Source organism: Streptococcus oralis (assembly GCF_003942875.1).
Taxonomy (GTDB): Bacteria; Bacillota; Bacilli; order Lactobacillales; family Streptococcaceae; genus Streptococcus; species Streptococcus oralis_BX.
On record NZ_RMVK01000003.1, the window covers coordinates 51,069 to 66,753 of the forward strand.

Here is a 15,685-nt window from a genome sequence, read left to right on the forward strand (position 1 = left end):
ACCATAATTTTACCCGTCTACAGTATTCAAAATTATGGCTTATCACTTTGAATTTCTTATTAGGTAATGCTTATTTTTTACCAAATAGAAATGAAACGACTGCAACAACAATCACTGCACCTACGATTGACGGAATAATAGCCATTCCAGCCAATGAAGGCCCCCAGCTTCCTAGAAGTGATTGCCCTACAGATGAACCGATAAGACCTGCAAAGATATTTGCAATCAATCCCATTGAACCACCTTTTTTAGTGATTGCACCTGCGATGAGACCAATAAGACCTCCTACAATAATGGACCACAACATAGTGTATCCTCCTTTTCTATTTCTAAATCAAAGAATCAACATCTTTGATTGAACTAATTATATACTATCTCAACTTGGAAGCATAATAGTTCGTCTTAAAAACCGTACTGTAAACATGTACTCTAGATACAGATAAATAAGAAAAGCTTGATTCTAATGAGTTTCTAGGTGATGAAGCGAGTCTTTTCATAGCAAGCAAAAGTCGTTGTAAGAGGATAAATACACTCTATGTGGTATAATTGCATGAAGATTGAAAGACAATCAATTAGTTTATTATAAAGAAAGAAAAGTTATACATGAGAGATTTATTATCGAAAAAAAGTCACAGACAATTAGAATTATTAGAATTACTATTTGAAAACAAACGCTGGTTTCATATTTCAGAACTAGCAGAATTATTGCACTGTACAGAACGTTCTGTAAAAGATGACTTGTCCCAAGTCAGATCTTCTTTTCCTGACCTGATATTTCATTCCTCAACAAACGGCATCCGTATCATTAACACTGATGATAGTGATATTGAGATGGTCTATCATCATTTTTTTAAGCATTCAACCCACTTTTCAATTTTAGAATTTATCTTCTTTAATGAAGGATGTGATACTGATAGTATTTGCAAAGAGTTTTATATCAGTTCTTCCTCTCTTTACCGTATCATCAGTCACATTAATAAAATTATTAAGAAACAATATCGTTTTGAAGTTAGCCTCAATCCAGTTCGAATCACTGGAAATGAGATTGATATCCGTTACTTTTTTGCCCAGTATTTTTCAGAGAAATATTATTTCCTTGAATGGCCTTTTGAAGATTTTTCGGTAGAACCCTTGTGTAAGCTGTTGGCACTGGTCTATAAAGAAACTGCATTTCCAGTCAATTTCGCAACTCAACGAATGTTAAAGTTACTCCTCGTAACAAATTTATATCGAATAAAGTTTGATCATTTCTTAGAAGTTGAGAAAAATTCTTTTAACACCCAATTGTTGGAATCTTTCATGCAGGCAGAAGGAATTGACGAGATTGTAGCGAGCTTTGACTCTGAATATCAGATCTCTCTGAATAAAGAAGTGATCGGTCAACTGTTTGTATCCTATTTTCAAAAAATGTTTTTCATAGATGAAGAAGTATTCTTGAACTATGCAAAAACAGACAGCTATGTAAAAAAATCGTATCAGTTATTGGGAGATCTAGTAGATCAGGTATCAAGAGAGTATAATCTTCAAGTAGACAATAAAGACAATCTGATTTGGCATCTGCACAATACGACACATCTGCATCGCCAGGAATTATCAACAGAGTTTATCTTATTTGATCAAAAAGGCAATACAATCAAGAACTTTCAAAATATTTTCCCTCGATTCGTTTCAGAGGTGAAGGAAGGGATTGAACACTATCTAGAGGCTTTGGATATGGATCGTAGTTCAATGAAGGTCAATCATTTGACCTATACGTTTATCACCCATAGCAAACACTTAGTGCTAAATCTTTTACAAAACCAACCTAAATTAAAGGTTTTGGTTATGAGTAATTTTGATCAGTATCATGCAAAATCAATAGCTGAGACACTTTCTTACTATTGCAGCAACAATTTTGAACTGGAAGTTTGGAGTGAATTAGAGTTATCACTTGAGTCTCTAAAAGAATCACCATACGACATCATTATTTCTAATTTTATTATTCCTCCTATTGAAAATAAGAGATTGATTTATTCTAATAATGTCAATACAGTCGCTCTCATCTCTTTGCTTAACGCAATGATGTTTATTCGATTAGACGAGTAACTAAGAATAACAAAAAACGCTATGTAGCGTTTTTTGTTTTATAAGAAAAGAATTTCCTCTATACTAGACTCAGAATATCCTAAGAACTTAAACAAAAAAGCCTTGAAACCAAGGCTTTTCCTGTTGTATCTAGATGCCCCCTGCAGGGCTCGAACCTGCGACCCATAGATTAAGAGTCTACTGCTCTACCAACTGAGCTAAGGAGGCAAAGAAAAAGCTGTATTGGTGCCGAAACTTCACGGTTTGTATTGAACCCGCGCAATTAAGCAGGTGGGCAACTCGCTCTAACTGAAGCTGTTTCCGTGTGAGACGGCCTACATGCTGTTAGAAGACTTTTGTTTCCCTAATAATACAAAAAATAGTCGGTCAACACTTAAGTGTGAAGTCGTACACCACAGCGTTTCTATGTTTATATGATACCACTTTTTCAAAAAAAATCAAGAGGAAAATGCAATTATTTGAAAAGGATTTCACAAGTCCCGTAATTTATCAATGGTTTCCTTGCGTTGAGCTAAAGCCCGTTCGTATTTGCCAGTATCTTCCGGAGTGAAGTAGTGCTGATCTTTAATTTTTTCTGGCAGATAGTCCTGCTTGACCCAGTTTCCAGGATAGTTGTGCGGATAGAGATAGTTTTGCGCATTCCCTAGTTCCTTGCTTCCACTGTAGTGGCCATCGCGCAGGTGGCGCGGAATAGGTAAATGACCTGATGTTTTGAGGTCAGCAAGGGCCTTGTCCATGGCCACATAGGCTGAGTTGGATTTTGGAGAGAGGGCCAAGTCAATCACGACATTGGCAATGAGAATGCGAGCTTCTGGGAAGCCAATCTTTTGAGCAGCATCTAGAGCAGTTACAGTATGAATCTGAGCTTCAGGATTGGCCAAACCGATATCTTCATAAGCGATGACGGTCAAACGACGAGCGAGACTGGGCAAATCTCCAGCCTCAATCAAGCGGGCCGCGTAGTGGAGACTGGCATCGACATCCGAGCCACGAATGGACTTTTGCAGGGCTGAGAGGACATCGTAGTGACCGTCCCCATCCTTGTCCATAGTAATATAGCTTCGTTGGAGGCTGTTTTCCATGATATCCAGTGTGATATGGTGGATACCCTTGTCATTTTCGGGAGTAGAGAGAACGGCTAAGTCTAGTGAATTAAAGGCAGAACGCAGGTCTCCATTTGTAGAGGTCGCGATGAAATCCAGTGCATCCTCATCTAGCTCTACTTGGAAATCAAAACCACGCTCAGGGTCAGTTAGAGCGATTTGAATCGCTCCTTTTACATCTTGATTAGACAAGGGTTCTAACTCAAAAATCTGAACACGGCTACGAATGGCTGGAGTGACAGAAAAGAAGGGATTTTCAGTCGTCGCACCAATCATGATGACCAGACCACTTTCCAAGAGGGGGAGCAGAAAATCTTGCTTAGTCTTGTCAAGACGATGGATTTCGTCTAGTAATAGAACGAGACCACCTGAAAATTTAGCTTCTTCCGCGATTTCTTGCAGTCGCTTTTTACTATCGACTGTCGCATTAAAGGTCCGAAAGGCATACTTGGTCGTTCCAGCGATGGCAGAGGCAATACTGGTCTTTCCAATACCTGGAGGTCCGTAGAGAATCATGGAGGACAGACGATTTGCTTCCACCATGCGACGGATAATTTTTCCAGGTCCGACTAGATGCTTCTGACCAATGACCTGGTCGATGGTTTTTGGGCGCATGCGAAGCGCGAGATTGTCTGGCATAGCAGTCCTTTCTAACATGGATTTTCTGATGTATATGTGGTAAGATGGTAGTATCTATTTTAGCATATTTCCGAGCAATCGGGGCGATTAAAGAGTCGCATAGAAAGAGGACAAAATGGCAACATACGGATTTTTAGATGTTTTAGAGGAGGAGTTGGACAAGAACTTTCCTTTTGATTATGAGATTAGTTGGGACAAGCGCAATCACGCGGTTGAAGTGAGTTTTTTACTGGAAGCGCAAAATGCTGCTGGTATAGAGATGCTGGATGAGGACGGAGAGGTTTCGTCAGACGATATCCTCTTTGAGGAAGCGGTACTCTTTTACAATCCTGCCAAGTCAACAGTCAATGAAGAAGACTATTTGACGGTCATCCCTTACCTGCCTAAAAAAGGATTTTCTCGTGAATTTTTAGCTTATTTTGCACTTTTCCTCAAAGATACTGCCGAGGTTGGGCTGGATGCCCTCATGGACTTTTTGGAAGACCCAGAAGCAGAAGAGTTCGTCATGGAATGGAACCAAGAAGTCTTTGAAGAAGGAAAAGTCGGTTTGGAAGAAGGAGAATTTTACCCTTATCCGAGATACTAGGAAACTTTAAAAATAAGGAATTCAAAGAGGAGAGAGCATGTTAGAGAAAATCAAACAAATTTTTATGAGAAAGTCAGATAAATCTGAGTTTTCTTCCTCTTCTCTTCCTCGCAATCGCTTTGCGGATCTAGATTTCGAGCGAGTATTGAAGTTTGGAACTCGTCGCCTCGTTAATGAGGAGGGACGCTACGCAGAGGATGGTAAAATCACAGAACTTGAATTTCCTGAAGATTTTGCGGAATTTGAATTTCTAGTTGGTTTTAAGACGGAGGAAGAAGAGCAGTTTCAACAACTATTAGCTCGTTTAAATAGTATTGACAATGCCATTCAGTCTTGTTTGGAAAGTGAGATGCAACAACCCATCCCTCAGTTTGCCAAGGATTTGGGCTATACTCAGAAGAGGTGGGAAAGGACATTTTACTTCCATCCTTGGGTATTAAGTTTTGAGGAAAATCCGCCTAATCTTCGCTATGTTGCAGATTATGTAAATGATGAGTTTACCGTTTATTTTGCTAAAAAACATGGTAGATGGCAGGCATACTGGGATGCAGATTGCCAAAAGGTGATTGAAGAAAGCTAGCTAGGGGTTTTCTATAGAGTAGTAGTTATGATAAGAAAAGGTCATCATCATGGAATTATTGGATAAACACTTGGATTTTACGGGTTGTAAAATTGCCCTCTTTTGTGGAGATAAGCTACTGACCATCTTGCGTGATGACAAGGACAATATCCCTTGGCCCAATATGTGGGAATTGCCAGGTGGTGGTCGCGAAGGGGACGAAAGTCCTTTCGAGTGCGCAGCGCGTGAAGTTTATGAAGAACTAGGAATTCATCTGACTGAGGATTGCCTGCTCTGGAGCAAGGTCTACCCCAGCATGCTCTATGAAGGTCGGCAGTCTGTCTTTATGGTCGGTCAGCTAAGTCAAGAACAATTCGACAATATCAACTTTGGAGATGAAGGACAGGCTTATAAGCTGATGAGCATTGAGGAATTTTTGAATTCTAAACAAGCTGTGCCTCAGCTACAGGCGAGATTGAGGGATTATTTAAAAGAAAGTGAATAGAAAGGATGGTTCGGTTAAATTTCTAAACTGAACCCGCCCTAAACACTGTGCCAAAAAGATAAACTTCTCATAGACACAAGCGTCTTCAGAGAATTTCCTATTTGGCTTTGTGCATGACGGGCTTGGTATCTTAATTATGAAAACATGGCAAGAGTTAAAAGTAACGGTTAAGCGTGAGGGAGAGGAGCTGGTCTCTAATCTCTTGATTGAGCTGGGAGCGCAAGGTGTTGCGATTGAAGACAGCATGGACTATGTGGGAAATGTGGACCGCTTTGGCGAGATTTTCCCAGAGGTTGAGCAACAAGAAGAAATTGTAGTGACCGCCTACTACCCTGATACGGTTGATGTGGCAGTGGTTGAAGCTGATTTGCAGGCTCGTCTAGCAGAATTGACGGATTTTATGGATTTGGGAGAGGTCAAGGTTGGCACGACTGACTTGGCTGAGGAAGACTGGGCTGACAACTGGAAGAAATACTATGAGCCCGCCCGCATTACTCATGATTTGACCATTGTGCCGTCCTGGACGGACTATGAGGCGACTGTGGGAGAAAAGATTATCAAGTTGGATCCTGGTATGGCCTTCGGGACAGGAACGCATCCAACCACTAAGATGAGCCTTTTTGCTTTGGAGCAGGTTCTTCGTGGTGGCGAAACGGTGCTAGATGTGGGAACTGGTTCAGGTGTCCTTTCTATTGCCAGCTCGCTTCTTGGTGCTAAGGAAATTTTCGCCTATGACCTGGATGACGTGGCTGTTCGTGTGGCTCAGGAAAATATTGAGCTCAACCCTGGCATGGAAAATATCCATGTTGCTGCTGGAGATTTGCTTAAGGGGGTTGAGATTGAGGCAGACGTGATTGTGGCTAATATCTTAGCGGATATTCTCATTCATCTGACGGATGATGCTTATCGCTTGGTCAAGGATGAAGGCTATCTCATCATGAGTGGCATTATCAAGGACAAGTGGAACATGGTACGTGAGTCAGCTGAGTCAGCTGGTTTCTTCCTTGAAACCCACATGATCCAAGGGGAGTGGAATGCCTGTGTCTTCAAGAAAACCAAAGATATCTCTGGTGTGATTGGAGGCTAGCATGCAGCAGTATTTTGTCAAAGGCAGTGCAATCTCTCCTGTCACTATCGAGGACAAGGAAACCAGCAAGCACATGTTTCAGGTCATGCGGCTGAAAGAAGATGATGAGGTTACCTTGGTCTTTGATGATGGCATTAAGCGCTTGGCGCGCGTGCTAGATGTGGAAAATCGTCAGTTTGAGTTGGTTGAAGAGTTAGCTGACAATGTAGAACTACCAGTCCAAGTGACCATCGCATCAGGCTTCCCTAAGGGAGACAAGCTGGAGTTTATCACTCAAAAAGTAACGGAACTGGGTGCTAGTCAGATTTGGGCATTTCCAGCAGATTGGTCAGTTGCCAAGTGGGATGGTAAGAAATTGGGCAAGAAAGCCGAAAAACTAGAAAAAATCGCCCTTGGAGCAGCAGAGCAAAGCAAGCGTAATCTGGTCCCAAGTATCAAACTTTTCGAAAAAAAAGCAGATTTTTTAGCGCAACTAGACAAATTTGACTCTATCGTAGTGGCCTACGAAGAGTCGGCTAAAGAAGGAGAATCAGCTGCTCTTTTACAAGCAGTTAGTGACCTTGAAAAAGGAGTCAAATTGCTCTTTATCTTTGGTCCAGAAGGTGGTTTATCACCTGCGGAAATTGAAAGTTTTGAAGCCAAAGGAGCTGTTTTAGCAGGTCTTGGACCTCGTATATTAAGAGCAGAAACAGCACCACTTTACGCCTTATCTGCTCTTAGTGTTTTAGTAGAATTAGAGAAATAAGAGGAAGAAAATGGAACAAAAACACCGTTCAGAATTTCCAGAGAAGGAACTTTGGGATTTAACCGCCCTTTACCAAGACCGTGAGGATTTCTTGCGAGCAATCGAGAAAACGCGCGAAGATATCAACCACTTTAGCCGTGACTACAAGGGGAATCTTCATACGTTTGAGGAGTTTGAAAAGGCCTTTGCTGAATTGGAACAAATCTACATTCAGATGAGTCATATTGGCAATTACGCCTTTATGCCTCAGACGACAGACTATAGCAATGAAGAATTTGCCAATATTGCCCAGGCTGGGATGGAATTTGAAACTGATGCTAGTGTAGCCTTGACCTTCTTTGACGACGCCTTGGTGGCAGCAGACGAGGAAGTCTTGGACCGTTTGGGTGAATTGCCTCACTTGACGGCAGCCATTCGTCAGGCTAAAATCAAAAAAGCCCACTATCTAGGGGCTGATGTGGAGAAGGCCTTGACAAATCTGGGTGAAGTCTTTTACAGTCCACAGGACATTTATACTAAGATGCGAGCTGGGGACTTTGAAATGGCTGACTTTGAAGCCCATGGAAAAATCTACAAAAACAGCTTTGTGACCTACGAAAACTTCTACCAAAACCACGAGGACGCTGAGGTTCGTGAGAAATCTTTCCGTTCTTTCTCAGAGGGACTTCGTAAGCACCAAAATACGGCTGCGGCAGCCTACTTAGCTCAGGTCAAGTCTGAAAAACTGTTGGCAGATATGAAGGGCTACGACTCGGTTTTTGATTATCTTCTAGCTGAGCAAGAAGTGGACCGTGCCATGTTTGACCGTCAGATTGACCTCATCATGAAGGACTTTGCGCCAGTTGCTCAGAGATACCTCAAGCATGTTGCCAAGGTCAATGGTCTTGAAAAGATGACCTTTGCAGACTGGAAATTGGACTTGGATAGCGCTCTTAATCCTGAGGTGACTATTGACGATGCCTATGATTTGGTCATGAAGTCAGTAGAACCTTTGGGACAAGAATATTGTCAGGAAGTTGCTCGCTATCAAGAAGAACGTTGGGTGGACTTCGCTGCCAATAGTGGCAAGGATTCTGGCGGTTATGCGGCGGATCCATATCGCGTGCACCCTTATGTCCTTATGAGCTGGACAGGCCGTTTGAGCGATGTCTATACCTTGATTCATGAGATCGGGCATTCTGGTCAATTCATCTTTTCAGATAATCACCAAAGTTACTTCAACGCCCATATGTCGACTTACTACGTCGAAGCGCCATCAACCTTCAATGAATTGCTTTTAAGTGATTACTTGGAGCACCAGTCTGATGATCCGCGTCAAAAACGTTTTGCCCTTGCTCACCGTTTGACAGACACCTACTTCCATAACTTTATTACCCACCTCTTAGAAGCAGCCTTCCAGCGCAAGGTTTATACATTGATTGAAGAAGGAGAAACCTTCGGAGCAAGCAAACTTAACAGCATTATGAAGGAAGTCTTGACGGATTTTTGGGGAGATGCCATTGAAATTGACGACGATGCGGCTTTGACTTGGATGCGTCAGGCCCACTACTACATGGGCTTGTATAGCTACACCTACTCAGCCGGACTTGTCATCTCGACTGCGGGTTATCTTCATCTGAAACATTCAGAAACTGGAGCCGAAGACTGGCTCAATCTCCTCAAATCAGGTGGCAGTAAGACACCACTTGAGTCAGCCATGATTATCGGAGCCGATATCTCAACAGATAAACCACTCCGTGATACCATCCAGTTCTTATCAGACACAGTTGACCAGATTATCGCATACAGTGCTGAGTTGGGAGAGTAAGGGTATCCAGTGTCGGATTTAAGACGGTTTATCGATAAGATGAATACACAAAAATCACCTGTTTTAGGTGATTTTTTCATGATTTAAAGATTTATTCAAATTTTCCTTTATTGGCTTCATTTGAAGCCTTCATGCTAATTTGTAAAAGGTTGGCGAGATTTTCATTATCAAGGCTAGCTTCTCCATTATTATCCACTTTTATGGCGAGGTAATGAGTGTTACGATCAAGATAATCCATTCCCTCTAAGTCGACATAGTTATTTGCTTTAAAATCAAGCGCCGCTAATTGATAAACAAATCGAATATTTAGAGCTTTAGCATAGTCTGTTTCAAGAACCTTTTGTTGTTCTTCTGCCAGTCCTTGAAAGAATTCGAGACTGTCTGTGTGATAGGATGCTTTGACTTCATATTGGTAAGTATCTACAGATGGGGACATAAATTTCAAATAAACCAGGTCGCCTTCTACCTTATAGTCCTCAAGAGTATAGGCACCTGCTTTTCCTAATGCATTGGTGTTGACCTTGAAAAACATTGGTGCATAAATTTTGAGAGGATATTTTTCTCCCTTATACTCAAAGATGGTATCATTTGAAAAATTCGGACGGATTTTAGTTAACTCAGGGACTAAATATTCGTTCCAAATCTTATCAAATAACTCTTCTTGATTGCTAGCACCCGCTGATTTCACAACTAGGTCAAAATTTTCTTGATTGACAAAGACAGCATCCACTAATTTGAGGGCTGTTTGAACCTTAGGATCAGAAATTTCCTTTTTCTTTTTTTCAAGATTCTCAGCCGCCTCTTTCGTGCGATCTAGAGTTTTATTAAATTGACTGCCACTGTTGGTTTCAACAAAGGTTCTCTCATAGTTGGTAGGTTCAACTTTGGCATTCCAGTCAAATGAAGCGGCAGGACCAGTTACATCTTTCTTGTGATAGGTAGAGGCCTGATTGTTTGAATTATTTGTAGAACTAGTAGATGGCTTTGATGAGCAAGCACCAAGGGCTAAGGCTAGTGTTGTCACACAAGCTAGGCAACAAAGTCTGAACGATTTTTTCATACATTTCTCCTTCAAGTAATGCTTGTTATTCATTGGCTATTATATCATGACCTTTAGGATTACAGTGTTTTAAAATGAATTAGACAGGATTTTAACATCATAGATGAAACAGTCATATCAGCCTTTTATGATATACTATAAGGGAAATATGATTAGTTGTTTTATTAATTATCATAAGCAAGGAGAGGGTTATGAAAAAACGCATATTTCTCACAATGTTACTTTTAGGAGGATTGATAATGATAGGATTGGCAGGGTGTGGAGAAAATAAAAATAGTCGAGAATGGATTGAGAACAAAGTCTCCGAGGTCAGTCGTGTCTATCCAACCGAGAATCTGTTTGACTTGTTTAAGCAATTTCCGGAAGGGTTTGAGGTCTATCAAGTATACATGAATGATAAAGTTAGCATAAAAATATACTTAACCGGAAATAGTCAGTTCAAGACGATAACTGGTAAATTAATTCGAAAAGATTTAAAGTTAGAAAAAAAGACAGACATTATAGATGTTAATTACATAGAACAGCAATTTATTTTTTCAGATGAAGAAAGAGCGAGGGAAATTTGGGAACTTAAAGGTTTTCTGTTTCAAGAATTAACGATTAATAAAAGTATTTTATCTGAGTTTAAATTAGAAAATAAGAGTTATAACAGTGTAACTAATGGTTTTGACATATCTTATAGTGTGAATAATCCAATAATAAACAAATTTTTTAAAATGGATGGTCTTAAAAATGGCGTATTAGAATTTGGAAGCTCTTTGCAGAGTAATGATTATTACTATTATTCTGTTGTTGTTGATTACAAAGACGGTTATTATTTTAGAGAAACAGTGTCTAATGGAGAGTTGAATAATGGTGAGTAGTGGTATTCCAACTTTAGATGCTTCTAATCTAACTTATAAATTTGAATAAGATGCAAGGAAATGTTGCTTTTATGGTATATTATAAGGGAACTATGATTAGCTATTTTGTTGAATATCATAAATAAGGAGAAGGTTATGAAAAAACGCATGTTTTTCGCAATGTTACTTTTAGGAGGATTGATTATGATAGGATTGGTAGGATGTGGAGAAAATAAGAACAGTCGAGTATGGATTGAGAACAAAGTCTCTGAGGTCAGTCGTGTTTATCCAACTGAAAATCTCTTTGATTTGTTTAAGCAATTTCCGGAAGGGTTTAATATTACTCAAACATTCTATAAGGATTCGCTCAGAACAGTAGTTTCCTTAGATGGAGATGCAGAAAATCAAACCATAAAAGGAAAGATAGAGACTATAAAAATATCTACCGAACCATATAAAGAAGAAGTGAAAGACCATGTTGATGTAGAATATAAAGATGGTCAATTTATATTTTCTAACAATGAGGTAGCGGAAAAAATTTGGGGTTATAAAAGTTTTCTATTCCAAACATTAAGTTTGAATAGAGATGTTTTATCTCAAATGAAGCTTGAAAAGTTTCAATATTTTTCAAATCGCAATGTGTTTGAAATCTATTATATTAGTGATGACTCTACAATAAATAATTTCCTTAATTCAAATGGAGAACACATTTTATCAATAAGTGGAGCGGAATCTTATAATAATACAAAAGGTTATCGATTGAATGTTAATATTGCTTTTAAGGATAACCCAAATGATGGAATGAGTGAGATAGTTTCAAGTTGGATAGATGATAGAAATAGTGTTTCTAATTAATTTGCTAACATTTAAAACATCCTGATTGACCTGATTATAAATAAGGAGCATGCGAAAGAATGAGTGAAAAAGAATCGGTTAACAGTGAAATTCCAACTCTGGATGCAGCGAATCTGACTTGTAAATTTGAATAAGATACAAGGAAATGTTGCTTTTATTGTATACCATAAGGGAACTATGATTAGCTATTTTGTTGAATATCATAAATAAGGAGAAGGTTATGAAAAAACGCGCGTTTTTCGCAATATTACTTTTAGGAGGATTGATAATGATAGGATTGGCAGGATGTGGAGAAAATAAGAACAGTCGAGCATGGATTGAGAACAAAGTCTCTGAGGTTAGTCGTGTCTATCCAACTGAAAATCTCTTTGACTTGTTTAAGCAATTTCCGGAAGGGTTTGAGATTAGAAGTATTGATACCTACGATGAGACGAAGGACTATTCTCGTTATCAGAAGATTGAACTCGTAGGAAATGCAGAAACAAAAGAAATAACTGGTAATTTTAAAAGAATAGAAGCTCGAGGTAATCCTTATGAAGAAAAAGTGCTTTTAGAAAGCCGTGTTGTGTACACTGAAAAAGGATTGGAATTTTTGAATCCAGAAGTTTCTAAAGATGATTTGTTTTATGATGGGTTTTTATTTCAAAAGTTAGAACTAAATAAAGCAATTTTGTCTCAATTGGAACTCAAAAAAACGTACTATAATTGGGAGACTGGTGATGCTTCTATTACTTATAAAAATGTAAATAGTAAAATTATTCAGGATTACTTCCATATACAATCAAGTGAATCGTTAGACCTTTTTATTAGTGCAGACCACTCTGCAACTATTGGCTATGAATACGGTTATCCTGTGGTTTTTGACGGAGAAAATATATCTCATTCAGAACTTATAACAGGAAAAAGTAAGAGTATGAAGAAGATAGATGCCAAATAGTAATGTGCCGACCTTAGATGCTTCTAATCTGACTAACGAATTTTAATAAGATAGCAAGGAAATGTTTCTTTTATGGTATACTATAAGGGAACTATGATTAGTTGTTTTATTGAATATCATAAGTAAGGAGAGGGTTATGAAAAAACGCATATTTCTCACAATGTTACTTTTAGGAGGATTGATAATGATAGGATTAACAGGGTGTGGAGAAAATAAAAATAGTCGAGCATGGATTGAGAACAAAGTCTCTGAGGTCAGTCGTGTCTATCCAACCGAGAATTTGTTTGATTTGTTTAAGCAATTTCCGGAAGGATTTGAGATTGAGCAGGTCTATTTCAAAAAGAAAAGTGATGGAATTGATGATTCTATTACAGAAATTAAGCTGAAAGGTGATGCAACATCGCATACAATAACGGGTACTCTTGCTAAAAGCCCAGCGAAGGAAGATGCGCCAAAAAGCGATGAAGTGGTAGTAAGTGTTCAATATATAGACAACAAATTTATTTTTTCTGATGAAGAAACCGCTAAAAGAATATGGAAGTTTGATGGTTTTTTGTTTCAAAAACTTGGTATAGATAAAGAGTTTTTAAGTAAATTATCATTAAAAAACAAACATTTTAATGGAAATAATGGTTCTTTTGATATAGATTATATTATTAAAAACACAACGATTAACCAATATTTTAATAAACAGCAACAAGCTGAAACAGTGCTAGGATTTGGTAGTTCTTTGAGGTTAGATGACTTTTATTATTATTCTGTTACTGTTGATTTTAATGATGGCTATTATTTTAAGGAGAGAGTATCGAATTAGGAGAGAAGTATGAGTAAAAAGGATACAGCGAATAGTGGTATTGCTACTCTAGATGCAGCAAATCTGACTTACGAATTTGAGAATGTGCGAGTTAATCAACCTGAAATTGGACATGATGATAGAAAACAACTTCTTAATGCAGTAGACAGAAGTAAACCTCTCCCCTCTAACCTCCAGTATCTAGATGATTTTCATGATGACTTTACTGGGACGAGTGGTACAGCCTTCCTAGATAAGGACAGTGGAGAGGTGATTATTGCCTATACGGGAACGAATCCTAATGCGGATATAGTCAAGGATGTCGCTACAGATGTCGGTAGTATAGCCATGGCGCTCGGTTTTCATTATGATGAAGCTTTCAAATTTTATGAAAGGATTCGACAGAGATATGGGGATAATATTACTCTAACTGGACATTCTTTAGGAGGTAACATCGCTCAGAGGGTGGCCTTAGAGTATAACGCTCCGCGTACTGTGGTATATAACTCAGCGCCTCTCTATTTAGAAGGTCTTATCGAATCTAAAGATAAAATCATAGATTATCTGACTCCGTGGGATTCGGCAAGGGAGAAGATAATCAATAAACAAAAGACATTCACAGGTCAAGTAGTACGAATCCGGACTCAAGATGACTTTCTTAACAATATCTCAAAACCTTTTTTAGGTGTATACTTGGGGGAAGATTATCTGCTTGAAAATTCCGGTGGGCACAGTATTGATCCAGATATTACGGGTGATAAAAATCAAATTAACCAAATCAAAGATATTTTGGAAAATCAGAGTCCAGAGAAGATGACTGGACTTGAAAAGAAGAACTATGAAACTCTGAAGAAATTACAAGGTGTCAAAAATCGACTTCTAAAGCAGTTGAGTACCCAATTTTTATCAGATGGTAGTATAAGTAGCCATGAGATGTTTTTCTTGGACAGCGTCCAAGCAACAGCTGTTGCGACGGCAATGACAGAGAGTGTCAGCAACGGACACAACGAGATTGAGGCAGTGGCGAAAAAAGCAGTTGCGGATGCAGAAACACTCTACGATAAAAGTAAAGAAGTTCCGTGGTTCGTCACAGAGTTAACTTATGATGAGATAGAGGATGTCTATGCAGAAGCTGGGGTAACGTATGATAGTATTGTGGGGCAGACTCAGAGACATTTTGATAAAAAAGTAAGTAAATCAGCTGAGATTGTAAAAGCCTTTACGGATTTGGAAACGAATATTCAGAAGGGTGTTGAACAAGCAGTTGAAGGAGATGAAAGCTTGGCAAGGGATATTAATCAATGGACAAACTAGAAGAAATTCAAATTAAAATAAAAAAGCAAGAAGATGGTCTTTTGTCCTTGGAGGATGACTATAGAACTGCTAAGAAGAAAATAGAAGAATCTTATGAAAATTTGTATGATAATCGTTCTCAGTTGACCAGATTATATGAGGAGTTTGAAAACATTGCTTATGATTTTGGTAGACAGAATTCTGGAGATGAGAGCGCGCGCCACCAATTTCTGATACTCTTAGAATCTTATTCAGTTGAGACAAGGAGTGAGTATCTTCGTCAATATGCTAAAATAGAGGCAAAAGATGAAGAGTTGCAGACTCAGTACCGAAAAGAGCGCTCTCGCTTAGAAAAAGAGTTAGAAGAGAGTTATAGTCAAAGAAAAGACTTATATGAGTTAGAAAGGAGGCAGAAGAAATGCTAGTGGATTTAGTCATAGATGCTTTGATTGGACCTATGTCAGAATCAGCCAGACGAGAAATCAAAAAAACATTAGAAAGAGCAGCTATCAAAGCATTTTGTGCTCCTCCTATAAAATCAGGTAGAAAAGGTATTGTAGATAAGTACGATGAGGAGATAGGGGTTCTTGCTATGACAAATAAGACTGCTGTAACGACTTTAGCAGCTCAAATGGATAGTTCAATTAATGGTTTAGGACAAAAAGCAATTAGCGAGGCTGTTAGTAAAAATAGTACATCTTTTGAAGATTTAACTCCGAAAAAGAAAAAATAGTGTTTTAACCATGCCCTATTCCTTCTCGATTTCCCCCTCCAACTATTTTTCCAAAT

Annotated in this window: 17 protein-coding genes and 1 tRNA gene; 14 read left to right on the plus strand and 4 right to left on the minus strand. The window is 38.8% G+C overall.

Annotated features, from left to right (window positions below):
* Positions 1-70: 70 nt before the first annotated feature.
* A complete protein-coding gene (locus D8844_RS03880; protein ID WP_000964741.1) occupies positions 71-307 on the minus strand; it encodes a GlsB/YeaQ/YmgE family stress response membrane protein in 237 nt (78 codons plus the stop codon).
* Between the two features lie 296 nt (positions 308-603).
* On the opposite strand from D8844_RS03880, the gene D8844_RS03885 reads away from it, so the two are divergent.
* On the plus strand, positions 604-2,085 hold the full coding sequence (locus D8844_RS03885; protein WP_125422056.1) for an AcpB/EbpR/MafR family transcriptional regulator: 1,482 nt from the start codon (positions 604-606) through the stop codon (positions 2,083-2,085).
* A 134-nt stretch (positions 2,086-2,219) separates the two neighbouring features.
* On the opposite strand, the gene D8844_RS03890 is transcribed toward D8844_RS03885, so the two are convergent.
* Both D8844_RS03890 and D8844_RS03895 read right to left on the minus strand, forming a co-directional pair.
* Positions 2,220-2,292 (minus strand) — tRNA-Lys (locus tag D8844_RS03890).
* 263 nt (positions 2,293-2,555) lie between these two features.
* Positions 2,556-3,827, minus strand: coding sequence for a replication-associated recombination protein A (locus D8844_RS03895; protein WP_125422359.1), 1,272 nt, complete (start codon positions 3,825-3,827; stop codon positions 2,556-2,558).
* 115 nt (positions 3,828-3,942) lie between these two features.
* Between D8844_RS03895 and D8844_RS03900 the strand changes: the two genes are divergently transcribed.
* The 6 genes from D8844_RS03900 to pepF all read left to right on the plus strand — a co-directional run bounded on the left by D8844_RS03900 (position 3,943) and on the right by pepF (position 9,116).
* Complete coding sequence (locus tag D8844_RS03900; protein ID WP_125422059.1) at positions 3,943-4,413, plus strand: DUF3013 family protein; 471 nt, start codon at positions 3,943-3,945, stop codon at positions 4,411-4,413.
* A 37-nt stretch (positions 4,414-4,450) separates the two neighbouring features.
* The gene (locus D8844_RS03905) at positions 4,451-4,993 is read left to right on the plus strand and encodes a hypothetical protein (RefSeq protein WP_076984747.1); all 543 of its coding nucleotides are present in this window, start codon (positions 4,451-4,453) and stop codon (positions 4,991-4,993) included.
* Positions 4,994-5,042: 49 nt separating this feature from the next.
* Positions 5,043-5,477: an NUDIX hydrolase gene (locus tag D8844_RS03910; protein WP_000421346.1), complete on the plus strand. Its 435-nt coding sequence runs from the start codon at positions 5,043-5,045 to the stop codon at positions 5,475-5,477.
* A gap of 136 nt (positions 5,478-5,613) precedes the next feature.
* Positions 5,614-6,564, plus strand: coding sequence for a 50S ribosomal protein L11 methyltransferase (gene prmA, locus D8844_RS03915; RefSeq protein ID WP_125422062.1), 951 nt, complete (start codon positions 5,614-5,616; stop codon positions 6,562-6,564).
* Between the two features lies 1 nt (position 6,565).
* A complete protein-coding gene (locus tag D8844_RS03920) occupies positions 6,566-7,309 on the plus strand; it encodes a 16S rRNA (uracil(1498)-N(3))-methyltransferase (protein WP_125422065.1) in 744 nt (247 codons plus the stop codon).
* Positions 7,310-7,319: 10 nt separating this feature from the next.
* Positions 7,320-9,116, plus strand: coding sequence for an oligoendopeptidase F (gene pepF, locus D8844_RS03925; protein WP_125422068.1), 1,797 nt, complete (start codon positions 7,320-7,322; stop codon positions 9,114-9,116).
* A 91-nt stretch (positions 9,117-9,207) separates the two neighbouring features.
* On the opposite strand, the gene D8844_RS03930 is transcribed toward pepF, so the two are convergent.
* The gene (locus D8844_RS03930; RefSeq protein ID WP_125422071.1) at positions 9,208-10,176 is read right to left on the minus strand and encodes a hypothetical protein; all 969 of its coding nucleotides are present in this window, start codon (positions 10,174-10,176) and stop codon (positions 9,208-9,210) included.
* A gap of 191 nt (positions 10,177-10,367) precedes the next feature.
* Between D8844_RS03930 and D8844_RS03935 the strand changes: the two genes are divergently transcribed.
* From D8844_RS03935 to D8844_RS03965, 7 genes are all read left to right on the plus strand, one after another.
* Positions 10,368-11,039, plus strand: a complete 672-nt coding sequence (locus D8844_RS03935; RefSeq protein WP_000745946.1) for a hypothetical protein — start codon at positions 10,368-10,370, stop codon at positions 11,037-11,039.
* A gap of 135 nt (positions 11,040-11,174) precedes the next feature.
* Entirely contained in the window at positions 11,175-11,873 is a 699-nt protein-coding gene (locus D8844_RS03940; RefSeq protein WP_000746966.1) for a hypothetical protein, read from the plus strand.
* Between the two features lie 220 nt (positions 11,874-12,093).
* Complete coding sequence (locus D8844_RS03945) at positions 12,094-12,810, plus strand: hypothetical protein (protein WP_025172971.1); 717 nt, start codon at positions 12,094-12,096, stop codon at positions 12,808-12,810.
* Positions 12,811-12,946: 136 nt separating this feature from the next.
* Positions 12,947-13,624, plus strand: coding sequence for a hypothetical protein (locus tag D8844_RS03950; RefSeq protein WP_000745947.1), 678 nt, complete (start codon positions 12,947-12,949; stop codon positions 13,622-13,624).
* A gap of 9 nt (positions 13,625-13,633) precedes the next feature.
* Positions 13,634-14,917 carry a Tle-like phospholipase domain-containing protein gene (locus D8844_RS03955; protein WP_070568277.1) on the plus strand — a complete coding sequence of 428 codons (1,284 nt, stop codon included), beginning with the start codon at positions 13,634-13,636 and terminating at the stop codon, positions 14,915-14,917.
* Positions 14,905-15,321, plus strand: a complete 417-nt coding sequence (locus D8844_RS03960; protein WP_070568281.1) for a hypothetical protein — start codon at positions 14,905-14,907, stop codon at positions 15,319-15,321. The genes D8844_RS03955 and D8844_RS03960 overlap by 13 nt, the downstream gene beginning before the upstream one ends.
* Positions 15,315-15,629: a hypothetical protein gene (locus D8844_RS03965; protein WP_125422074.1), complete on the plus strand. Its 315-nt coding sequence runs from the start codon at positions 15,315-15,317 to the stop codon at positions 15,627-15,629. The genes D8844_RS03960 and D8844_RS03965 overlap by 7 nt, the downstream gene beginning before the upstream one ends.
* Positions 15,630-15,685: the final 56 nt, after the last annotated feature.